Here is a 22,076-nt window from a genome sequence, read left to right as displayed (position 1 = left end):
TACCACTAAGCCTATTTATTTCATTTTTTGAAGCGGCAAAAATACGCTTTCTTATGGTCAAAGTCCCGTCATCCATTATAATCTTTTGCCCCTAAAAAATCGGGGCAAAAGGATTTTCATTCCTACCAGGGCTAAAAGGCAACAACTTACCTTTTGGTATACATTTACAATCCTTGTGCTTGTATAGCTGTAATTACCACCGTATTGATGATATCATCTACCGTACAACCTCTACTCAAATCGTTAACTGGTTTGTTTAATCCTTGCAACATTGGACCAATCGCTAAGGCTCCAGTTTCTCTTTGAACGGCTTTATAGGTGTTATTTCCTGTATTCAAATCTGGAAAAATCAATACACTGGCTTGTCCAGCAACTTGCGAATCTGGCATTTTACTTTTACCCACACTCATATCTACCGCAGCGTCGTATTGAATCGGTCCTTCAATTTTAATATCAGGACGTTTGGCTTTTACAATTTCGGTAGCCGCTCTTACTTTCTCCACTTCATCCCCTTTACCAGAAGTTCCTGAAGAATACGACAACATCGCTACTTTAGGGTCAATTCCAAATGCCAAACTCGAATCCGCCGATGAAATTGCGATTTCTGCCAATTGTTCTGCGGTTGGATTCGGATTAATCGCGCAATCTCCAAAAACAGAAACTCTATCTTCTAAACACATAAAAAACACAGAAGAAACCACAGATGAATTAGGTTTAGTTTTGATAAATTGAAGCGCTGGCAAAATAGTGTGTTGCGTAGTATGCGCCGCTCCCGAAACCATTCCGTCAGCGTGTCCTTTGTACACCATCATCGTACCAAAATAAGACACATCTTCCATTAAATCTCTTGCCATCGCCAAGGATACATTTTTTGCTTTTCGCAATTCATAATAGGTGTTTACATAATCCTCATAATGTTCTGATTCCGTTGGATTAATGATGGCCACTTTATCAAAATCAAATTCTAAACCAAGTTCAGCTACTTTGCTCTCCACTTGTTTTCGGTTACCAATGATAGAAATATCAACCACATCCATAAGTTGCAAACGCGAAGCCGCAATCAAAATTCGCTCGTCATTTCCTTCAGGCAGTACAATATGTTTGCGGTGTTTTTTGGCACGTTTTACCAAATTGTATTGGAACATCTTTGGTGTAATACCATCTGATTCAAAAGAGGTAAACTTCTCAGCCAAAGCATCGATATCTACATATTTTTCGAAAGTAGCAATCGAGGTTTCAATCTTCTGTGTATTGTTGGCATAAATCTTAGACTTAATAGCACCAATTTGATTCGAAATATTATACGTTCCGCCTTCTACCGTAAGAATAGGAACTACCGTTGACAATCCTTCTATCAACTTCAAAATACTTTCCTCCGGCATAATATTTCCCGTCAAAACAATCCCAGAAACCGAAGGATAATTAGCCGACTCATTAGCTTGTAAGGCTCCCAAAATAATATCGGCACGGTCACCCGGCGTAATAATCAAACCATTTTCTTTGAGGTGCAATAAATAATTTGGCAATTGCATCGCTCCAATACTGTAACTTCCCGTTTGGTTGTTCAAATATTCATGACCAAATAATACTTTGGCACCAATCTCATTTACAATTTCTTGTACCGTTGGATTGTTCAAACTAGAAATTAATGGAATGGTATTGATGAGCACCGAACTTGGTAGGTTCTTTTTCAAATCATTCGTAACCAATTCAATGTTTTCGGGTTGTACTTTATTGGCAATTACTGATATCACTTCAACATCTTTTACTTTGAAAGTATCGTAAGCCAAATACAAACTATCTACCAATTCTTCTAGTGTTTTGCCAATACCTGAACCAATGATGATAGTTGGGATACCTAGATTTTTAGCAATAAGAACATTAATCCCTAATTCTATAGCGGTACCTTCTCCAATAAAACTTGTGCCTTCTACCAAGACAAAATCAAACTTTTCTTCCAGTCGTTTGAATTTTTCGATAATTACATCAAGTACCTCTCCTATTTTACCTTTGTTCTTTTTCTTGATTAATTTACTCTTCGTAAAAGCATAAGCATCTTCAAACTTCATATCCAATCCAAAATGAGAAATCACAGTTTCGATATGATTGTCAAACTGTCCTTCCTCAAAATCCTCAATAATGGGTCTAAAGTACCCCACGCGAGCAGTTTTACCAATTAACAACTGCATTAATCCTAAACTGATAATCGATTTACCACAATTTTGTTCGCTAGTGGCTATGTATATTGCTTTATTCATTGTAACTATTTTTAATCATTTTTCCTATTCTAAAATCCTCTATAAACACTAAAACCAACGCCTCTTTTTGAAGTAAATTACCATTGAAATACCAATAGCTAACATCAATAGTAGTATATAAAAGTAACCGTTTTGATAACGCAGTTCTGGCATATTATCAAAGTTCATCCCATAAACGCCTACTATAAAAGTCAGCGGAATAAAAATTGCCGATACTATAGTTAGCGTTTTCATAATCTCATTCATTTTGTGCGATTGTGTTGTAAAAAAGAAATTCGAAGCACTTTCTAACAATCCCATATCCGAATCTATTTGTTCCAAAAGTTCTAATGTTTTTTGATACAAACGAGCAAAAAACACAAAACTATCGGGTTGCATCACATTAAATGTATTATCGTCTTTTATGCTTTTTATATCATATAACGAATCGCGTAGCGGAATAATGGCACGTTTTAAAAAATTGAAATTGTCCCTATGTTTTTCTATTCGCTGCAAAATTATTGGGTCAGAACTTGTTTTAGATAAATTCATAATCTCTTCCAAACGGTCTTCTTCATTTTCAATAGTGATATAAAAATTTTCCATTACAGCATCGAGCAAAGAGTACAAAAGATAATCCGTTTTTTTGGTCCTCAAAATAACCGAGTTCTGACGAATGCGTTCTCGAATATGAGTAAAAAAATCCGAACGCTTTTCTTGAAATGAAATGAGCAAACCATCTTTCAACAAAAAACTAATTTGCTCAACACTTATATTATCTGAATGCTCAGTCGGTAATATCGATTTAATATTAAAAAACAACCTATCGTGAGACTCTTCCAATTTTGTTCTTCGACTGGTGTTTAATACATCAGACAAAACATAATTATCAATCGAAAAATGAGAACCTATCGCCTTAATCAATTCAAGATTGTTTAAGCCATGAATATTCAACCAATTATTTTTAGTAGTATCAACCAACTTATTCAAGTCTTTGAATTCAAAATCCACATACTCAGAAAAGCTAACTTCATCATAAACAAATAGTTGCATTTCTGACTCTTTGTTTTTGTGAACACCCGTATATTCTAAACTATTGGGCTGTACTTTTCGTCCTTTACGGTATTTTATTTTTCTCATGAATTGAATTTATCTAGTAATATTACGAAAAATAAATTAATATTTAGCTGAATTCAAGTCATTTGACTTTACAAATTACAGAACGTACTGTGTCTACACTAGTTATATTTTTGACAAAAATAAAGCAAAAAAAGAGTTTAGTTTATGAGAAAAATCAGGTTTTACATAAATTTATAATTGCCGTCAACAATTGTTAATCTTTAAATTTTAACTTACAAAACTACTTATTTTTTGATTTTTTTTAATAGGTTTGAAGCTAGAAAACAATTTCATTGTAGAGTTTTCAAAAAAAATTATCAATCTATTACCACTAAAAAATTCAAATCAACATGTCAAAAACCAAATTGCTATTACTTAGTACGGCACTTCTTTTTTGCTGTACCGAAGTAAGTTTTGCGCAAAGCAAAAAAAAGAAGGATGCGGGTAAAGAAGCTCCGAAAGTAGAACAAAAAGCTCCTGAAAAAAAAGGACCTAAACCGTATAACAAAGTAGTCGACTCTACGGCAGTTACTCAAAAAGGACTTTTCAATATTCACAAAACAACCGATAATAAGTTTTTGTTTGAAATCAACGATACGCTTATCGGAAAAGAAATTATGACGATTACACGTTATTCTAAAACTCCAGCTGGTGGAGGTGTTTTTGGAGGTGAAGAAGTAAATCGTCAAGTTATCAAATGGGAAAAAGGATTGAACAACAACCTTTTGTTACGCTCTATTACACACGTAATTACTTCTCCAGATGAGGACAAACCTATTGCTCAAGCAGTAAAAAATTCATCAGCAGACCCAATTATTGGTAACTATGAAATTTTAGCCTTCAAAAAAGAAGGAAAAGAAACTACAGGTTATGTAATTGATGTAACTCCAACATTTGAATCGGATTTACAAACTTTCTCTTTGGACCCTATCAAAAAACAATTACTCAATATTCAAGGGTTTCAAAAAGACCGCTCTTTTATTCAAAAAATGAGCAGTTACCCAATTAATGTTGAAATCAAAACCGTAAAAACGTACGCTACTACTGCACCACAGTTATCGTTGAATCCAACACCTAGAATTGGAACCAATTTACCTGCTGGTTTGGATGCAGGAGTGGTGACTATTGAATTGAATACTTCGATGTTGTTGTTACCAAAAGTACCTATGCGCAAAAGAACTTTCGATGCTCGTGTAGGTTTCTTTGCCAACCAAATTGATGTTTTTGAAGAAGAATCTCAAAAATCGGATACCGAAATTTTTGCTGTTCGTTGGAAATTAGAACCAAAAAACGCCGATGATGCTGCCAAACAAAAAAGAGGCGAATTGATTGAACCGAAAAAACCAATCGTGTACTATATCGACCCTGCTACTCCAATCAAATGGAGAAAATTCATCAAACAAGGAATTGACGACTGGCAAGTAGCTTTTGAAGCAGCAGGTTGGAAAAACGCTATTCGTGGTGAATATTGGCCAGAGAATGACCCAACGATGAGCTTAGAAGATGCTCGTTTCTCAGTATTGCGTTATTTTGCTGCCGATATCCAAAATGCATATGGGCCAAACGTACACGACCCAAGATCAGGTGAAATATTAGAAAGCCATATCGGATGGTACCACAACATCATGAGTTTGTTGAGAAACTGGTATTTAATCCAAACTGCTGCGGTTGACCCAGCGGCAAGAAAAAAACAATTTGATGACAACCTAATGGGCGAATTGATTCGTTTTGTATCTTCTCACGAAGTAGGACATACTTTAGGTTTACGTCACAATATGGGAGCAAGTACCGCTACTCCAGTAGAAAAACTTAGAGATGCTGCTTTCCAAGAAAAGAATGGCCACACTTCTTCTATTATGGATTATGCGCGTTTCAACTACGTAGCACAGCCAGAAGACGGCGTAAAACACTTATTCCCAAGAATTGGTGATTATGACAAATGGGCTATCAAATGGGGGTATTCTTATTTTGCTGACGCCAAAGATGAAAAAGCAGAAAAAGCCATCTTGAACGAGATGACCAAAGAAGCCTACAAAAACCGTCGTTTATGGTTTGGAACAGAGGCTAGTCCTTATGACCCAAGATACCAAACCGAAGACATTGGAGACAATGCTATGAAAGCTTCTGCATACGGAATCAAAAACTTAAAACGCATTTTGCCAAACTTAATCATTTGGAGTGCCGAAAAAGGAGAAAGCTATTCAGAACTAGAAGAAATGTACAATGCTTTGACAGGACAATTCAGACGCTATATGGGACACGTGACCAAAAACGTAGGTGGTATTTATGACACACCAAAAACCTATGACATGTCTGGCAACCAATTTGAAGTAGTACCAAAAAGCATCCAAAAAGAAGCAGTTACCTTCTTGAACACTCAGTTATTTGTTACACCAAAATGGTTACTAGATACTAACGTTTTATCTAAAATTAGTCCAGAAAGTGGTGTAGAAGCCATCAAAGCAATGCAAGACGGAACCCTTTCTAACTTATTGGCTGGAGACAGAATGGTGCGTTTGATGGAAAGCGCAAGTAGTAGCCCTGAAAACTATTCTGTAGATGAATTAATGACCGACTTGAAAAAAGGAATCTTCTCAGAATTAGCTGGTGGTGCCAAAATAGACATTTACCGCAGAAACATCCAAAAACTGTATGTAGATAAAGTAATTGCTATGCTAAAACCAGGCAATGCAGTAGTACGTTCTAACAGTGTAGGTGCGGCTTACGGTATGAATTCAAGAACCGTAAATTTAGCACAAACCGATTTGCCTTCTATCGCTAGAGGACAATTGGTAGGATTGAAAAATGAAATGAAAGTGGCTGCAGCGAGAATGGACCGTTTGAGTAAATTCCACTTATTGGATTTAGTAGCTCGAATTGACAGTGCTTTGAATCCAAAATAACAAGTACCATTTTAGTTGAATATCAAAAGGTCTCGTTTTATAGCGAGACCTTTTTTTGAAGGATATCAAATAGTTAAATCCTGTAGGTTTGTATTTTGAATTCTGATGCCTACAAAGTCAAAAAAAAGACCTTACAGAAAAACCATAAAATAGTCCATTTTGTCAGTTCGAGCGCAGTCGAGAACCCTCGATATATCTCGATTACGCTCGATATGACAAAAAACGATAAGACTATATTGAAATAAAGGTTGTATTACTTTTCCTTTTCTACATAATCAAAAGCAAACCATTTGCATCAAAATCTGAATCTAGGGCACAAAAAAACCGAGCCATTACCGACTCGGTTCACATTGCCAAAAAGTAGATTACTTTTCCGTTATCACTTTGTAGCTTAGATTGGTAAAAACCCCTTCCGTTACATTTACCATTTCAGGCGTTACAATTTCTGTTTGTAAGGTACCTACTTTCTCATTTTGAAAACTAAAGGTACCTGAGATTGTTTTTTTATCCGCATCCATAGCCGTAATGGTTAATTGACCACTAACTGGAGAATGCTCGGTAAACGTACTATTCCCTATCAGATACGTATTTAAAAATAACGCATCATCATTATCAAACGAATAAGTGCGAACAGGCATTCCTTTGGTAGTTATCTCGCTTGAAAAGGCTAATGACAGCATTTGTTTACCATCTTGAGCACTGATGTCAAATCGCTGCTCTCCAATAGATTTTGCTTGTATCAAAGAAACATTAACAATCTTTGACCCTTTCCAAGGCGTTCCGTTAATCGTTGCCGTTATAGTTCCCGATGCACTACCCTCTGAAGAATCTTCATTACTACAGCCTACAAAAAACAAGGCCATAATGGCCAAACCCATTCCAATATATTTTTTCATTTTAAATAAATTTATTTTAACAAATAAAAGATTATTATTTTGAAAAAACAAGATGAATTATAAAAAATAACCTACTAATATATAAAAATGAAACAAAAAAAACCGAGTCAATAATGACTCGGTTTCAATCTTAATACTTAGTACGAAGTACTTAATACTTATTTTACTTCTTCGAATTCAACGTCTTCAACATTGTCTCCTTGTGCTTGAGCTTGTGGCTCAGCAGCAGCCTGACCTTGTTCACCTTGAGCGTACATCGCTTCAGTTGCTTTTTTCCAAGCAGCGTTGATGTTGTCAAGAGCCGTTTGAATAGCTGGAATGTCTTGAGATTGGTGCGCCATTCTCAATTCAGTTAAAGCGTACTCTACAGCAACTTTGTTATCGTCAGATAATTTATCTCCAAGCTCTTTCAATTGAGATTCTGTTTGGAAAATCATACTGTCAGCTTCGTTCAATTTCTCTGCTCTTTCTTTTGCAATTCTATCTGCGTCAGCATTTGCTTCAGCATCTTTTTTCATTTTCTCGATTTCTTCAGCAGTTAATCCAGAAGAAGCCTCGATACGAATATCGTGAGATTTACCAGTTCCTTTGTCAGTAGCCGATACTTTGATGATACCGTTAGCATCAATGTCAAAAGTAACTTCAATTTGAGGAACACCTCTTGGTGCTGGTGGAATTCCGTCTAAGTGGAAACGACCAATAGTTTTGTTATCCGCAGCCATTGCTCTAGCTCCTTGCAATACGTGGATTTCAACAGATGGTTGAGAATCAGCAGCCGTAGAGAAAACTTGAGATTTTTTAGTTGGGATAGTAGTGTTAGCTTCGATTAAAGTAGTCATTACACCACCCATAGTTTCGATACCTAAAGCCAAAGGAGTAACGTCAAGTAACAATACATCTTTTACATCTCCAGACAATACACCACCTTGGATAGCAGCACCGATAGCTACAACCTCATCAGGGTTAACACCTTTAGATGCTTTTTTACCGAAGAATTTTTCAACTTCTTCAACGATTCTTGGGATACGAGTAGAACCACCTACCAAGATAACTTCGTCAATGTCAGAAGTAGACAAACCTGCATCTTTCAATGCTTGTGCTACTGGAGCCATAGAACGTTTTACTAAACTATCTGCTAATTGCTCAAATTTAGAACGAGATAATTTTTTCACTAAGTGTTTTGGTCCTGAAGCCGTAGCTGTAACGTATGGCAAGTTGATTTCAGTTTCTGCAGAAGAAGACAATTCAATTTTTGCTTTCTCAGCAGCTTCTTTAATACGTTGTAATGACATTGGGTCTAAACGTAAATCAATACCTTCTTCAGCTTTGAATTCGTCAGCTAACCAGTCAATGATTACTTGGTCAAAATCATCACCACCTAAGTGAGTATCACCATTAGTAGACAATACTTCGAAAACTCCGTCTCCTAATTCCAATACAGAGATATCAAAAGTACCTCCACCTAAATCGTAAACAGCAATTTTTTGGTCTGTTCCTTTTTTATCCAATCCGTAAGCCAAAGCCGCAGCAGTTGGTTCGTTGATGATACGCATAACTTTTAAACCAGCGATTTCACCAGCCTCTTTTGTAGCCTGACGTTGTGCATCGTTAAAGTAAGCAGGAACAGTAATAACTGCTTCAGTTACTGTTTGACCTAAATAGTCTTCAGCAGTTTTTTTCATTTTTTGAAGTGTCATAGCTGACAATTCTTGAGCAGTGTACAAACGACCGTCAATATCCACACGTGGCGTATTGTTGTCACCTTTTACAACTGTGTAAGGAACTCTTTTTGCCTCTTCTTGAGTTTCAGCAAAAGTATGTCCCATAAAACGTTTGATAGAAGCAATAGTCTTAGTTGGATTAGTTACTGCTTGTCTTTTTGCAGGATCACCCACTTTAATTTCTCCACCTTCTACAAAAGCGATGATAGATGGCGTTGTTCTTTTTCCCTCTGCGTTAGGAATAACAACTGCTTCATTACCTTCCATTACAGAAACACAAGAGTTGGTCGTACCTAAATCAATTCCGATTATTTTACCCATTTTTACTATATTTAATTTTAATTGTATACTCGTTTTAACAACTCGAGGTCGGTAAGTCAAGGACTGTGCCAAGCCGATGTCAGTCTATAAATTGTCAGTTTGCCCCAAAAATGGCGGAAAAAAATATGACAAGATGACATTTTCAATTCCAAAAATCAAAATTCAAATTCAAAATTCCAAATTCCAAATTCAAAATTCAAAATTCAAAAAACGTTACCCTGAGCGCAGTTGAAGGGCAAATCCTAATTCTTAAATTTCAAATTCAAAATTCAAATTCAAAATTCAAATTCAAAATTCAAAAAACGTCACCCTGAGCGCAGTCGAAGGGAAAATCCTAATTCTTAAATTCCAAATCATAAATCCTAATTCTTAAATCCCAAATCCCAAAAACGTCACCCTGAGCGCAGTCGAAGGGCAAATTCCTCCATTACACAACTATTTAGGAGCTTAATCCTGCTGTCCGCTATATCTGTGGCTCTGAACCCCAGAGCCAAAGGATGCCGCTCCCATCAGGGCTAGAAACGTTATGCGAAGAAATTTCAATTTTTAAAATACAAATCCCAATTTTTGCAGTCATAGCTCCCCTCTTGAGAGGGGCTGGGGGTGTGTTTTTTTTTTAACAACAACCATAAACTTCAAATAATAAACCAATATCAACAAACCCTCAACAAGCAAAAGATTTGCAATGAAAATTTTATATATTTGAAAAAACAATAAAACGAGATAAGACTGCGATTATCTAACCAAGTTTGGGCGTATAGTAGCGACTATACACTAGTTAGCGGTCAGTTGTGAAAAAAAACGTAGAAATGAAAAAAAAGCATCTTTATTTTGTAGCTGTAGTTTTTCTAACTCTTTTGAGTTGTAAAAAAAAGCAAGTAATTATTTCAAATGCTTTTGAACATAAATGGTATTCTTTAGATGGGAATTTAACAATAAATTCAAACAATACATTTGAATTCAATCGTTCTGCTTGTGTTTCACATTCGATATCGAAAGGAAAGTGGAAGATTAATAATGACACTTTAGTTTTAAATAGTTTTGAACCTAAAGGATGTTATTATATTGAAAGTTTTATACTTAAACCTCCTCCACCTCCAAAAGATACGATTGCGAATGATAATCATAATATCGAAAAGACAAAAAAAGATTGTACGCCAAATATTGGCTATGTAATTTTTAGAAACGAAAAATTTTACATTAAAGATTCACTACTAATATCGAAATCATTTCCTTATATAAAAAGTAAAAGACCTAGTGGAATTTACAATTTTAAAAAAACAAAATTTTAAAAAAACCTAAAGACTAAAATTCGTAAATTGGAAAGTAGAAATTTTAAAAGTTTGTGGAAGTTGAAACACAAAACTGAATTAAAGATAGGAATTGACAAACATTATAAAGAGGCAACCGAACCGCTAACAGCTACTACAACGGATTTGGGCAATTGGCTTAGTGGAAAAATGGTTTTGTATTTGGCAGTTTAGTGATAACCGAAAAATAAATCTTACTTTAGTCCCAAACCCGCTGTAGTACCAGAACGTTGGCTGCAAAGTCAACGAACTCAAATTTTATATTATGATTAAAAAATCAATAATTCTACTTTTATTAATCTCTTCTTTTTTTGCATGTAATAAAAAAACAAAACCTGATAAGAGCGTAGAATCTAATAAAGAAAATACTTCAACCAAAAATCAAAAAATTGGAAAATCGTTTTTTGATTTTGATAAAGTTGAACATTATTATAAGAATATATCCGAAAATGATGCTACCGATTTACACTTAAAAGAGAAACTATCACAAGAAGATAAAGAGTTGTTAGACATAGTAGCATATTCCAATATGAATCACACCGACTCTTTAGAAAAGTTTAATTTTGAAAAGAAAATAATCAAGAATTCTAAATTGAATTCAATTAATGCTATTTTTAGCGAAAAACTGTGTGATAGTGGATATGCAGCAGCGTGTGTGCCCATATATCGAGATATTTTTATCTTCAAAAAAAATGAAAAAGTAGTTGGAAAGGCGAAAGTGTGCTTCGGATGTCGTTTGTTTTATATCGAAGGTACGAAACAAAACACGGAAAATTTTGGACAATGTGGAGATTTTGAAAAGTTATTAAAATTAATTAGATAAATGCCATCTGCCAACACACGCTACAAGCAAGTTCGGCAATTGGTTTAATTTGAAAATAGTTTGTATTTGATGCATTTGTTTTTAACTGAAAGATTACGCATCTTTAATCCCAGCCTGCGTGTAGCGCGGGAACGTTATGCGTGATTCTTAAACCTCTGCATATAGAAGAACTACTAAAATTTGAAATCTTGCTCGAAAAAAAAGAAAATTTACAGAAAAATATTTTTACAGTAATACAATTACTTGAAGCTAACGAGGATTTTGAACTCGCTGAAATCTTACGAAGTGCTAATATTACCGCCGAACAAACAGGATATGACAATTGGAATGGCGGGATATATTTTTATACCATAACTATTGCAATTTCTGTAGAAAGATTCGTAAAACTCCAATCAGTTGAACTGAATGCAGAATCTACCATTCAAGAAAAATTAGAAATAATTTTACGCCCTTACGAACAAATCAAAATTGCTGAAATTATAATTGTTCCTGAATCGGGACAAACAGATTTATTGAATATTTCGGTAAACCTTACAGGATGGGAAAGAATAGACAGAAGTTTAAAAGAAATAAAAGATAGAATTAAAATAGCAAAAAACGAAGAACAGTATCAAGCTATTGGCTTACTATGTCGTGAAACTATTATATCGCTTGCTCAAGCTATATATGATAAAGATAGGCATCCTACAATTGACAATGTTGCTCCGAGTAAAACTGACGCAAACAGAATGATTGAAGCATATATAAAAGCTGAATTTGCTGGTTCAACAAATGAAAATCTTAGAAAATATGCAAAAGCATCTTTAAGTTTGGCAAATGAGGTTACTCATAAAAGAACTGCAACAGGAAAAGATGTATCAATTTGTGCGACAGCAACAATTTCACTTGTAAATTTAATCGGAATATTGGAAAATAGACATTAAAAGAACCACGCATAACAGCCGTTTCTCGCAATTGCGAGTTTTGTGGTAAGTTCACGTTCACGTTTAGCAAGAATTTTTATCTTTAACAGAAAATAATTCGTTCCGAACTTCGCAACTGACGAGAAGCGGCGGAACACTATGGGCAAGCTTCAAATGAACTACTAAAATAAAACATGGAGAATACGATATTTTTTGGAAATGGAATAAATAGGCTAAGTCCTGAGAACATATCTTGGTCTAATCTGCTTAATGATTTAAAAGAGACAAGAACGTTTGATAATGATAGTTTGCCAAACACAATGATTTACGAAAGAATAATTCTTGAAAAACCAAATAATCATTCAGACATACTTAACGATGAATTTGAAGCCAAAGCAAAGATTGCTGATTTAATGGCAAATATTAAGCCTCATCAAACTTATATTGATTTGTTTAATATAAATGCGGAAAATTATTTGACAACAAATTACGATTACGCCTTCATTGATAGTCTCAAAGAACTAAATGAAGTGAATTTTCCGATTTACGAATATAGTTCTGAAGATGTTTATAGTATTAGGCGTTTGAAACGAATCTCAAACACAAATGAAAGGAAAAAACATTTTTGGCAAATTCATGGAGAACTTAGAAAACCAGCAACAATAATGCTTGGTTTAGACCATTATTGCGGAGAAATTGGAAAAATAGATAACTACATCAAAGGGACTTATAGATATACCGAGCATAAAGAAACAATTACAGAAATCTCTATTGCAGATAAACTTCTAAATAAAAATTTCAGTGGCTCATCGTGGATAGAGTTGTTCTTTAATTCAAATATTCACATCATAGGCTTTTCGTTAGATTATGCTGAAATTGATTTGTGGTGGATTATAAACAAAAGAGCTCGAATGAAAAAAAGTGAATTAGGTTTATTAATAACAAATAAAATTAGCTTTTATTGTGAAGATATTAATGAGCATTTAAAAGGTGTATTAGAAAGTATGGATGTAACAATTGAAATTATTCCGTCATCTAGTGGAAAGAATAGATATAATGATTATTATAAAAAATTGACGGAAGTATTAAATAACAAAATTAAATAAAAGCCGGCCCATAACAGCCACTACAACGGATTTGGGCATTTGGTTTAATGGAAAAATTGTCTTGTATTTGGAATATTTGGCAAATCCGAAAAATGGGCTTAATTTAATCCCAAACCCGCTGTAGTACCAGAACTTTGGCAGTAATATTGCCCAAAAAAACGAAAAATATGAAGAGAATATTTGCAGTTAATCTAATAATATTATTGACAAGTTGTTCTCATTATTTGACCAATAATGAAGGATTTGTTCGCCCACCAAAAAACTATAAATTTAGTTACCAAAGAAAATCTGCAAAACTAACTAACACTAAAATAATTGACACAACTGCAATATACTATTTGACAAATAGTAATTATTATAGAGATACAGATACTTATAAAAATAGTGATAGATATATTCGTTTTTATGCAAACGGTAAATTCAAAATTCAAGGAACAAAAACATATCCAAAAATTGAAGATGTAAATAATGTGGATTACGGAATTGTAGGCTATTTTAAGGTTAAAGGGAATGTTATAAAACTACAAATCTACACCGATATAAACGCAGGTTCAGACCAATTAGAATTTGGAATTATTGATGAAAATAGTGATTTAATTTTGCTAAACGAAAACCCAAGAACAGACTTTTGCCTTGGATATTCTGAAAAAAATATAAGAAAAAAAATTAACGAAATATCAGTTTTCAGAGCAAATCTTAATCCGAAAATTTATAAAAAAATAAAGTTAGAAGGAATGACATATAACAAACCTAATTGGTAAAAAACACTACTGCCAACAGACGCTACAAGCAATTTGGGTATTAAGCTTATTTTGAAATTGGTCTTGAATTTGGAATTATTTGGTAAATCCTAATACGAGGCTCAATGCAATCTCAACCACTTTGCAGTAAAAGTATTTTAGCAACAACAGTATCTCATATTTCAAAACACAAAGTGATTTTAAAACAAAAAATTTTATTTTAAATGACCATCCTAATAATTGCAACTTTCGTAATAGTTATCATTTTAATGCTAAACACTCAAGGAATTTCCAACTATTTTCAAATCCGTCAAGAGCAACAAGAAATTGATTTTAAAGAAAGAACGAATTTAGATTTATGGAAGTTGATTAAGTTATCTCCTGGTATAACTTGGTTAGGTTCGGACCAGTTTCACTTCAGCAATCCAGAATTCTATTTTGATGATGCTTATTTGTATTTAATCGATTATGATAAAGTAACTGAACACCCGATTGGAAACATTATTGAAGTTACAAGAACTTCCTACAGTGAAAATGATAGACGCATTTGGAAAATAGTTATCAATGAATCAGACAACCAAATTATTTACAAAATTGTTACTAACCAATCTTTAACAACTAACAATTTTAGCCTTTTTCTAGATAAAGTAAATGAAAATTCAAATTCGGTAGTCGACTCTGAATGGTTAGTGAATGTATAACAAAGGGCTATTAGTAAGAAAGTATACAGTATATAAAACAATATAAATTCAGTAATTTCATTTGTTAATCAAAAACTGAACTATTAAAAATACTATTACAATTAAAAATCGAAAATAAATTAAAAAAAATGATTAGAATTACATTAACGTTTTTATGTCTTACTATGACATTATTAACATTTGGTCAAGGAAAGAATCAAGAAAAATGGGAAAAAATTATTTCCGAAATGACAAAAGCAAATAAGGGCGATACAATTTCTTTAAGGTCAAAAAAAAGTTTAGAATGGTCCGATTTTAAAATGTCCCCTGAGGTAAATAAAGACTTGAAAGCACATTTAGAATTGATTTTTGGCGTTTATTCCAAAAAAGTAAACGTTTGGACGGGAGTTATCACTGTAGAATCATATGGAGGGATTAGAAGGGATTTATCGTGGGTTAATCCACAGTATACATCGCAACAACACTTAAATTATTTTCAATTGAAATACGAGATTGCACATTTTTTTGCAAAAAAATCAGAAAAGGAGATTAACAGCCGAAAAATAAATGCTGGAAACGTAAATAAAATCAATGGAATCATTGAAACCTATTTAAATGCCAGAGATAAAGCTCTTAGTGAGTTTGATACAGAATCTAATTTTGGCGATAATGTAGAAGTAGTTGATAAGTGGAGACAGAAACTCAATAATAACGAGATTTAAAAGATTATGAATTTGTAACTATAAAGAAAGTAAACAATTATATTGTATTTCATTTTATGAAACAGCACTATTCAAAATGAATACTGCTGTTTTTTTTATGTTATGAAAATCAAAACCCCTCGCCTAGCCCTGATGGTAGTGGCATCCTTGCTTGTCGGGGTTCGACAAGCAAGATATAACGAACAGCAGGACGACTCGTGTGGTGTGCACGAATGTGGTGCTTCGAGAAAATATTCGCTCCATTTTAAAACGAAAGATACTTGCTTTGAATTAAAAGTTTAAAAGGAAAAAAAATCAATACAACAGTAGTCGAGATTTTCAATCCGTGTTCACTGCAAACCAATTATTGCTCTAACAAAAAACAGCTTAAGAAGTTATAAAACGGCTAAACTCTAAAAAAAAGTAAATAAATCAAAAATAAAGTTGCAAAACTAAAAAACACTTTTATCTTTGTAAACTAAATATAAAGAATATATAGTTATGGCATTTTCACTTTCTTATTCTAAATCTATTTTGGTATTGGCTTTTATTTCTGATAAAATTAGAAGAGGCGAAACAGAATATATTTCCACCAAAATAATGTCTGAAGCATTAAATATCCCTAAACCTACATTAGCTGTTATATTCAATAATTTAATCCGTGCAGGGATTTTAGAATCAAAAGAGGGCATTAATGGAGGGGTAAGATTTGCCAAAAGTGCAGAGAAAATAACATTATTAGACATACTTATTGCTATAGAAAATCAAAAATCTCTTTTCCAAACCAGCTTTGAGTTAGGAGCGAAAAGTAAACGACCAGACGACTTAAAAAAAGCAGTAATTAATGCTTTGGGCAATGTTGAAGAAGTAATGAAGACCGCATTGAACCAAATAACTTTAAAAGAAATTTTAGACGCAGAGTAATTTTTTTTGACCTAAACTAAATAAACAAAATATGAAGTATATTTTAATTATAACGATTTTAGCATTAGTATCCCTATCACTAAATGCACAAAGCCTTTCTATTTTTTCAAAAGCAACAAAAAGCAGTTGGTATAAAGATTTTTTGAATCCAGTAATTGAAAGCATCACTCAGAAAACGAACAATAAAAGTATTCTTGATATTGGCACAGGAACAGGAACGCTACCGGCAATGTTGATTAAAAAGGATTCCAGTCTGCAAATAATTGGTATTGACATTGACCCAAAAATGATTAAGGAAGCTCGAAGTAGATTGTCTCACAAGAATGTTTCCTTTCAAATTCAAAAAATGAATGCGCCATTAGCATTTACAAGTGAACTGTTTGATGTTGTTACTTTCTGTTCCGTATTATTTCTTGTAGAGGATACCATAAAAACCAAATTAATGAACGAAGCATTAAGGGTTTTGAAACCTAATGGTCAAATTATCATCCTGACTCCTTCTGGTACAAAATCGATTTCATCATCTTTTATTGAAGTATGGCACTATCCTTTTTCGGGATACAACTTCACGTTTCCTATTTGGAAGATAGCTACAACAGGAAGCGCTAGAAAATGGCAACGAAACAAATGGCTAGAAAATTTTGCTCACAAGAACCAATTAAAACACACCAATGAACTCACATTTAACAACAATGCTACTCTTGAAACCATCTCAAAAAAATAACTAATTATAAAATGTAAAAAAAATGACAACAACACTTATCGAAGGCATTCTCGCTACAGTTTTTACCTTATCTGGTACTATTATTTATGTGTTTAAAGACCAACTTAAACACAAATTATCTTGGTTAAATAATTTTTCACCTTCTATGGTTAAATTTATTTGCTTCTCAAAGATTCTGGGGGCTTTAGGACTACTACTTCCGATTCAATTCGGTTTTTATCCAATTCTAACCCCTTTAGCAGCTCTTGGAATTGCTACAATTATGATATTGGCAATGGTGTATCACTTGCAAAAAAAAGAATACAAAGACCTCCCTGCTACCCTCATCTTTTTAGCTTTATCAGTTGTAGCGGCTTACCAACGCTTCATTCTATATTAATTAAATCGTAATCCTTAATCCTTAAACACAATGACCACAAAAATGAAAACAATCACATTTTTACTTCTAACAACTATTTGTTTAACCACAACAAAAATTGCTGCACAAGCCCTGAATGAAGTATCCAAAACTACTTTTTCTATCGAAACTGACCCCGCTACGTTTATACTAAAAGGATATGCCTTTCATATTCGGATACAACCCAAAAATAGCCAACATTTTATAATTGGCGCAGGAACGTATGCTCTTAACTTACCCAAACTTATGGTAAATATGAATTCAGATAACAAAGACAAAGGTTGGAATGTGAGAATTCAAAACGCCATTTCAATATTTGGCGAATATTATTTTAAAGAAAGTAATAGAAAATGGTTTGTTGGCCTACAAACAGGGATTCAGAATTTCAAAAACACCAACGACAATACCGCTACTAAAGAATGCAAATACAGTAATTTATTAATTATGCCTTCTTTAGGATACAACTGGCATCCGTTAAAGAACAATTTATATGTAAAACCTTGGATGGGCATTGGATATAGTACCAAAATTTCTGGCCAAACTTCTATTGATAATTTGAAGTATACAATTTCTCCCCTAGTACCTTTTCTAACCATACACCTTGGTTATACATTATAATTGAAAAATACGGTATAATGAAAGAACTGTTTTTAGAAGGACTGAGCATCTCTTATGCTTTTGCAGGTTTTGTTTGCTGTATTGCTTATTTTCCCACAATACGAGATTTGTATTTTTATAAAAAAACAAACGTTAATACCACTACCTACTTTCTTTGGACAATTACGGCATTAATCACATTACTTTATAGTTTTTATATTTTGTCCGATGTCTTATTTAGAATTATCTCTATTGCAAATTTTGTGCTTTGTGCAGTGATTTTGTATTTAAGTCTATCGAAAGTCAGTAGGGATGAACTCGCATCAAAAAAAGAGACATAAATGACTTCTATAATGAAAAATACTGTAAAACGTCCCCTTGCCAATTGCATTTTTAACTCGAATACCATTCTCAGTTTGGAGGAAACTTTTTGAATCAATGCTCAACTTCACCCGTAAAACCTTTAAAAACAGCTTACTGTACTTTTTTAATATAAATTTTATTATTTTTGAGATACGACGCGTTGAAAATGAACAAGCTGTTATTCTAAAACGGTTTTTAGAACCTTTTTATGCCATCACAGTCAGTATATTCGAATGAAATAAACCATAAATGCACTACCTATGAAAAGATTTTTTGTTTTATCAACTCTTTTGTTTTTTGGTGTTACATCATTTGCTCAGCCAAAGGACAAACTAAAAATTTCGACTATTCCTTTTGACTTGCATTGGGACAATACGCCATTGTCGTATTCGATAAAAAATAATGAATTGGTTATACTCGCGGGAGAAAAGACAGATATGTTTCGGGACCCCAATGTGACGTACAACACAGACAATGCTCCAAAATTACTATTCAAAGCTGATGAAAATTTCATACTCACGGCTGCCATAGAGCATTCTTTTTCGAATAAATGGGACGGTGGCGCTTTGGTTATAAAAAGCGACAATGTGAATTGGATTAAGTTTTGTTTTGAAAAAGACTATACCGGAGCCAAAAGAGTGGTTAGTGTGGTCACAAAAAACATATCCGATGATTGTAATTCTGTCGAAATTACTACCAATAAAGTGTTTTACAAAATAGCAAAAGCGGACAATGTGATTACCTTGTATTATTCTACCGATGGTGGGCGTTGGTTTTTGGTGAGACACCTACAATTTGATGCCAAGGCAGGCTTTGAAGTTGGATTTTTGGCGCAATCGCCTGTAGGTTCAAAATGCGAAGTGAAATTTTCCAATATTCAGTACCAAGCTAAAAAGATAAAAGACCCTTATCTTGGTGAATGATACACTATACCATTCCAAACAATAGCCTTTAAACAGCAGTATTCTAAAAGAGTATTGCTGTTTTTTTTATGTTATGAAAACCAAAACCCCTCGCCTAGCCCTGATGGCAGTGGCATCCTTGCTTGTCGGGGTTCGACAAGCAAGATATAACGAACAGCAGGACGACTCGTGTGGTTGGCAAGAATGTGGTGCTCCTAGAGAACATTTACATTAACAATTCAAGTGTTTTTTTTACGACAATTTACTTTTAAAGAATTCTAAAAAGGAATAACAATAGGTTCCTTTTTTTGTAAGCTGTCTGCATAAAAAAGAAATAGTTTTATTAGATTTACTACTCTTAAGAAAGATAAAACGAATTAATTCAAGGGCTTAGAATAACGAAGAGACTCGTATAAAAGGCTTCTAGATTTTTAACAACTATTTTGAAAAGCAGAAAAAATGGGACTATTTAGCCAATTCTTTGGAAAGAAATCAGACAATTCAAACCATAAGCAATCGAAAGTGTCTGCAAAGGATTTAAACATTACTACAAGTGAAACTCCTGAAAAATTCATTCATTTGAAAGACGAAATCGTAGCATTTCTAATAGACAAATTACAAGATATTAACTTCTTAGAAAGAGAAATATTCGCGCGAAGTCAGAAGTTGAAAAATCCTAAGGAACCCAACCAAGTACAACCTGGGGAGACCGAACTGTGGGACGAATATGCCGCTCGCTACAAAGAACTACTTACCCCAATCGCTTTTAACCCTTTGGCAGGAGGTAGTAACTCTTTTGGGAATCCAGCAAAATACGATTATTTAAGCAATCCCGATACTGAAATTTTCTTCATAATGAAATCTTCAAATCGCGCAGTAATAGAAACACGCTATAAGTATGGTTTAGGTGTAGTACAAAAACATCAATTTGTACTAAAAAAAGAGGCGGAAAACTGGAAAATTGAGTCCAAAAAATACGGCTTTGATAAGGAAACTACTTGGTATAAAGATGCTATCTAGAAACAACAATAGCAATTTAGGGATTTAGGCTTCATCATTAAATTAAAAAACTACTCGAATGGAAAAAATTGAGATTTACTCTAGTAAAAAGAAATCATTGGTTTTATTGTTAGGCTCTATTGTATTTGTTGCACTAGGTTTTTGGCTAGTCATAGAAGCAGAGAACTTTACTGGTTGGAGGGCCAGAAATCCAATGTTGACTCGTGGTATTGGAGTGGCTTCGATTCTGTTTTTTGGATTGGGTGCATTTATAGCATTAAAAAGAGTCATTACATCTGAAATCGCTCTGATTATTGCTCCCGAAGGATTGAACGTGAATCCAAAGAAATCATTGACAGACTATATCAAATGGAGTGAAATCAGTGGTTTTGATGAAATCAGCATTCAAAGTACAAGAATCATAATTATTGGTGTTAAAGATTCGGATTATTGGCTCGAAAAAGAGACCAACGGATTCAAACGTAAATTAATGCAGTTTAATATTAATAACTACAATTCGCCTTTCAATATTTCAGCCACTGGACTTACAATTGACTCAGAGGAACTGATAGCAATCTTAATCAAGTATTATGAACAACACAAAAACGAATCATAATAGCGACACTATTGAAGAACCAAAAGTTTAGTAAGAATTCTTTTTTTATTGCAATTTAAATCCAGTATTTTTACTAAAATCCTCACATTCATTTTTTTTTAAACAACACCCTATACTTGCTTGTGAAACTAAAATTCAAAACACTATGAGACATCTATTTTCCTTAATCCTCTATTTGACTTTTTTTGGTTATTCCTATTCCCAAGCTACAGTTTCTGGATACTACATTACTAAAATTAATGATAGTATTACTACCCAAATAAAAATACCAAAATCAATTTTTGGAACAGTAGACTTTTCAAAGTTTTTGTTTAAAGTTGAAGTCAATGATGGTCCTAACGAAACCAAAAAGCTTAAGCCTGAGGATATAAAAAGTTTTGGTTTTATGTATGACGAAAAAGCATATCAATTCTTTTCAAAGCCAACCATTACTGAAAACAACCTAAGATTCCTTGAACCTTTAATTATTGGTAAAAAAACTAGTTTGTATCAGTTTCAAACTGTAAATCAAAACGGAGCGCCACTTGGTACCTTTTTTACCTTTGAAAAATCAGACGGTACTTACCTCTTTTTAAATACCGGAATAGGAAACTTAGAAAAATATAGAAGTACGCTAAAAGATTTTTACAAAGACAATCAGAAGTTACAAGAATTGATTGACACCAAGTTTCAACTTAAAAAAAATCTAAAAATTGATATAACGGAAATTGTACAAGCTGCCAATAAGTCGTAGCATAATAAACTGTTACCCGAAATAGTTGCTATTACCTCACCGAATTTTACTAGAATAAGCCATTATCATAAATATAAAAAAACTATTGCTGTTTTTTTTATGTTATGAAAACCAAAACCCCTCGCCTAGTCCTGATGGTAGTGGCATCCTTGCTTGTCGGGGTTCAACAAGCAAGATATAACGAACAGCAGGACGACTCGTGTGGTGCGCACGAATGTGGTGCTCCTGAAGAATAGTCGCTCTATTTTAAATCGGAAATACTCTGTTGGGTTTCACTTTTTAAATCTTCTAAAAAAGTTGTCATTTTTCCCTTAAAAACTATTGTTTTCATTAAAAAATTAGCACATTTTCAATATACTGTT

The 22,076-nt window shown here is 33.6% G+C and carries 22 protein-coding genes; 18 read left to right on the top strand and 4 right to left on the bottom strand.

Annotation, left to right across the window (positions count from 1 at the left end):
* Positions 1 to 164 precede the first annotated feature (164 nt).
* The gene (gene pta / locus ACSVH9_RS02180) at positions 165 to 2,258 is read right to left on the bottom strand and encodes a phosphate acetyltransferase (protein WP_438062276.1); all 2,094 of its coding nucleotides are present in this window, start codon (positions 2,256 to 2,258) and stop codon (positions 165 to 167) included.
* Positions 2,259 to 2,306: 48 nt separating this feature from the next.
* Positions 2,307 to 3,377, bottom strand: a complete 1,071-nt coding sequence (corA, locus tag ACSVH9_RS02175) for a magnesium/cobalt transporter CorA (protein ID WP_438062275.1) — start codon at positions 3,375 to 3,377, stop codon at positions 2,307 to 2,309.
* A 329-nt stretch (positions 3,378 to 3,706) separates the two neighbouring features.
* Between corA and ACSVH9_RS02170 the strand changes: the two genes are divergently transcribed.
* Positions 3,707 to 6,259 (top strand): zinc-dependent metalloprotease, encoded by a 2,553-nt coding sequence (locus ACSVH9_RS02170; RefSeq protein WP_438062274.1) that lies wholly within the window; start codon positions 3,707 to 3,709, stop codon positions 6,257 to 6,259.
* Between the two features lie 365 nt (positions 6,260 to 6,624).
* On the opposite strand, the gene ACSVH9_RS02165 is transcribed toward ACSVH9_RS02170, so the two are convergent.
* Together ACSVH9_RS02165 and dnaK are read right to left on the bottom strand one after the other, a co-directional pair.
* The gene (locus tag ACSVH9_RS02165) at positions 6,625 to 7,155 is read right to left on the bottom strand and encodes a DUF6252 family protein (protein WP_438062273.1); all 531 of its coding nucleotides are present in this window, start codon (positions 7,153 to 7,155) and stop codon (positions 6,625 to 6,627) included.
* 158 nt (positions 7,156 to 7,313) lie between these two features.
* On the bottom strand, positions 7,314 to 9,197 hold the full coding sequence (gene dnaK, locus ACSVH9_RS02160; protein ID WP_438062272.1) for an Hsp70 family protein: 1,884 nt from the start codon (positions 9,195 to 9,197) through the stop codon (positions 7,314 to 7,316).
* Positions 9,198 to 10,006: 809 nt separating this feature from the next.
* Here dnaK and ACSVH9_RS02155 point away from each other — a divergent pair.
* The 17 genes from ACSVH9_RS02155 (at position 10,007) to ACSVH9_RS02075 (ending at position 21,714) form a co-directional block, all read left to right on the top strand.
* Positions 10,007 to 10,489: a hypothetical protein gene (locus ACSVH9_RS02155; protein WP_438062271.1), complete on the top strand. Its 483-nt coding sequence runs from the start codon at positions 10,007 to 10,009 to the stop codon at positions 10,487 to 10,489.
* A gap of 60 nt (positions 10,490 to 10,549) precedes the next feature.
* Complete coding sequence (locus ACSVH9_RS02150) at positions 10,550 to 10,681, top strand: hypothetical protein (protein ID WP_438062270.1); 132 nt, start codon at positions 10,550 to 10,552, stop codon at positions 10,679 to 10,681.
* A 91-nt stretch (positions 10,682 to 10,772) separates the two neighbouring features.
* The gene (locus ACSVH9_RS02145) at positions 10,773 to 11,330 is read left to right on the top strand and encodes a hypothetical protein (RefSeq protein ID WP_438062269.1); all 558 of its coding nucleotides are present in this window, start codon (positions 10,773 to 10,775) and stop codon (positions 11,328 to 11,330) included.
* Between the two features lie 188 nt (positions 11,331 to 11,518).
* A complete protein-coding gene (locus ACSVH9_RS02140; protein WP_438062268.1) occupies positions 11,519 to 12,253 on the top strand; it encodes a hypothetical protein in 735 nt (244 codons plus the stop codon).
* Positions 12,254 to 12,426: 173 nt separating this feature from the next.
* Entirely contained in the window at positions 12,427 to 13,338 is a 912-nt protein-coding gene (locus ACSVH9_RS02135; protein ID WP_438062267.1) for an SIR2 family protein, read from the top strand.
* A gap of 167 nt (positions 13,339 to 13,505) precedes the next feature.
* Positions 13,506 to 14,099, top strand: coding sequence for a hypothetical protein (locus ACSVH9_RS02130; protein ID WP_438062266.1), 594 nt, complete (start codon positions 13,506 to 13,508; stop codon positions 14,097 to 14,099).
* Positions 14,100 to 14,302: 203 nt separating this feature from the next.
* Positions 14,303 to 14,779, top strand: a complete 477-nt coding sequence (locus tag ACSVH9_RS02125) for a hypothetical protein (protein ID WP_438062265.1) — start codon at positions 14,303 to 14,305, stop codon at positions 14,777 to 14,779.
* A 128-nt stretch (positions 14,780 to 14,907) separates the two neighbouring features.
* Positions 14,908 to 15,480 (top strand): hypothetical protein, encoded by a 573-nt coding sequence (locus ACSVH9_RS02120; protein ID WP_438062264.1) that lies wholly within the window; start codon positions 14,908 to 14,910, stop codon positions 15,478 to 15,480.
* Between the two features lie 480 nt (positions 15,481 to 15,960).
* A complete protein-coding gene (locus tag ACSVH9_RS02115; protein WP_438062263.1) occupies positions 15,961 to 16,383 on the top strand; it encodes an RrF2 family transcriptional regulator in 423 nt (140 codons plus the stop codon).
* A 31-nt stretch (positions 16,384 to 16,414) separates the two neighbouring features.
* A complete protein-coding gene (locus ACSVH9_RS02110; RefSeq protein ID WP_438062262.1) occupies positions 16,415 to 17,107 on the top strand; it encodes a class I SAM-dependent methyltransferase in 693 nt (230 codons plus the stop codon).
* Positions 17,108 to 17,129: 22 nt separating this feature from the next.
* Positions 17,130 to 17,486: a DoxX family protein gene (locus ACSVH9_RS02105; RefSeq protein ID WP_438062261.1), complete on the top strand. Its 357-nt coding sequence runs from the start codon at positions 17,130 to 17,132 to the stop codon at positions 17,484 to 17,486.
* Positions 17,487 to 17,528: 42 nt separating this feature from the next.
* Positions 17,529 to 18,122 (top strand): hypothetical protein, encoded by a 594-nt coding sequence (locus ACSVH9_RS02100; protein WP_438062260.1) that lies wholly within the window; start codon positions 17,529 to 17,531, stop codon positions 18,120 to 18,122.
* A 17-nt stretch (positions 18,123 to 18,139) separates the two neighbouring features.
* Complete coding sequence (locus tag ACSVH9_RS02095) at positions 18,140 to 18,442, top strand: hypothetical protein (protein WP_438062259.1); 303 nt, start codon at positions 18,140 to 18,142, stop codon at positions 18,440 to 18,442.
* 282 nt (positions 18,443 to 18,724) lie between these two features.
* Entirely contained in the window at positions 18,725 to 19,387 is a 663-nt protein-coding gene (locus tag ACSVH9_RS02090; protein ID WP_438062258.1) for a DUF1349 domain-containing protein, read from the top strand.
* A gap of 438 nt (positions 19,388 to 19,825) precedes the next feature.
* On the top strand, positions 19,826 to 20,386 hold the full coding sequence (locus ACSVH9_RS02085) for a hypothetical protein (RefSeq protein WP_438062257.1): 561 nt from the start codon (positions 19,826 to 19,828) through the stop codon (positions 20,384 to 20,386).
* Positions 20,387 to 20,444: 58 nt separating this feature from the next.
* Positions 20,445 to 20,981: an STM3941 family protein gene (locus tag ACSVH9_RS02080; protein ID WP_438062256.1), complete on the top strand. Its 537-nt coding sequence runs from the start codon at positions 20,445 to 20,447 to the stop codon at positions 20,979 to 20,981.
* Between the two features lie 145 nt (positions 20,982 to 21,126).
* On the top strand, positions 21,127 to 21,714 hold the full coding sequence (locus ACSVH9_RS02075) for a hypothetical protein (RefSeq protein WP_438062255.1): 588 nt from the start codon (positions 21,127 to 21,129) through the stop codon (positions 21,712 to 21,714).
* The last annotated feature ends 362 nt before the right edge of the window (positions 21,715 to 22,076 follow it).

Source organism: Flavobacterium sp. RSSB_23, from assembly GCF_051547145.1.
Classification (GTDB): Bacteria; Bacteroidota; Bacteroidia; order Flavobacteriales; family Flavobacteriaceae; genus Flavobacterium.
Note: the sequence above shows the minus strand (reverse complement) of the source record. Positions and strands in the feature narration are given on the sequence as shown.

Excerpts from the sequence above, each read along its gene's own strand:
- pta (WP_438062276.1), bottom strand. The coding sequence starts at position 2,258 with ATGAATAAAGCAATATACATAGCCACTAGCGAACAAAATTGTGGTAAA.
- corA (WP_438062275.1), bottom strand. The coding sequence starts at position 3,377 with ATGAGAAAAATAAAATACCGTAAAGGACGAAAAGTACAGCCCAATAGT.
- ACSVH9_RS02170 (WP_438062274.1), top strand. The coding sequence starts at position 3,707 with ATGTCAAAAACCAAATTGCTATTACTTAGTACGGCACTTCTTTTTTGC.
- ACSVH9_RS02165 (WP_438062273.1), bottom strand. The coding sequence starts at position 7,155 with ATGAAAAAATATATTGGAATGGGTTTGGCCATTATGGCCTTGTTTTTT.
- dnaK (WP_438062272.1), bottom strand. The coding sequence starts at position 9,197 with ATGGGTAAAATAATCGGAATTGATTTAGGTACGACCAACTCTTGTGTT.
- ACSVH9_RS02155 (WP_438062271.1), top strand. The coding sequence starts at position 10,007 with ATGAAAAAAAAGCATCTTTATTTTGTAGCTGTAGTTTTTCTAACTCTT.
- ACSVH9_RS02145 (WP_438062269.1), top strand. The coding sequence starts at position 10,773 with ATGATTAAAAAATCAATAATTCTACTTTTATTAATCTCTTCTTTTTTT.
- ACSVH9_RS02135 (WP_438062267.1), top strand. The coding sequence starts at position 12,427 with ATGGAGAATACGATATTTTTTGGAAATGGAATAAATAGGCTAAGTCCT.
- ACSVH9_RS02130 (WP_438062266.1), top strand. The coding sequence starts at position 13,506 with ATGAAGAGAATATTTGCAGTTAATCTAATAATATTATTGACAAGTTGT.
- ACSVH9_RS02125 (WP_438062265.1), top strand. The coding sequence starts at position 14,303 with ATGACCATCCTAATAATTGCAACTTTCGTAATAGTTATCATTTTAATG.
- ACSVH9_RS02120 (WP_438062264.1), top strand. The coding sequence starts at position 14,908 with ATGATTAGAATTACATTAACGTTTTTATGTCTTACTATGACATTATTA.
- ACSVH9_RS02115 (WP_438062263.1), top strand. The coding sequence starts at position 15,961 with ATGGCATTTTCACTTTCTTATTCTAAATCTATTTTGGTATTGGCTTTT.
- ACSVH9_RS02110 (WP_438062262.1), top strand. The coding sequence starts at position 16,415 with ATGAAGTATATTTTAATTATAACGATTTTAGCATTAGTATCCCTATCA.
- ACSVH9_RS02105 (WP_438062261.1), top strand. The coding sequence starts at position 17,130 with ATGACAACAACACTTATCGAAGGCATTCTCGCTACAGTTTTTACCTTA.
- ACSVH9_RS02100 (WP_438062260.1), top strand. The coding sequence starts at position 17,529 with ATGAAAACAATCACATTTTTACTTCTAACAACTATTTGTTTAACCACA.
- ACSVH9_RS02095 (WP_438062259.1), top strand. The coding sequence starts at position 18,140 with ATGAAAGAACTGTTTTTAGAAGGACTGAGCATCTCTTATGCTTTTGCA.
- ACSVH9_RS02090 (WP_438062258.1), top strand. The coding sequence starts at position 18,725 with ATGAAAAGATTTTTTGTTTTATCAACTCTTTTGTTTTTTGGTGTTACA.
- ACSVH9_RS02085 (WP_438062257.1), top strand. The coding sequence starts at position 19,826 with ATGGGACTATTTAGCCAATTCTTTGGAAAGAAATCAGACAATTCAAAC.
- ACSVH9_RS02080 (WP_438062256.1), top strand. The coding sequence starts at position 20,445 with ATGGAAAAAATTGAGATTTACTCTAGTAAAAAGAAATCATTGGTTTTA.
- ACSVH9_RS02075 (WP_438062255.1), top strand. The coding sequence starts at position 21,127 with ATGAGACATCTATTTTCCTTAATCCTCTATTTGACTTTTTTTGGTTAT.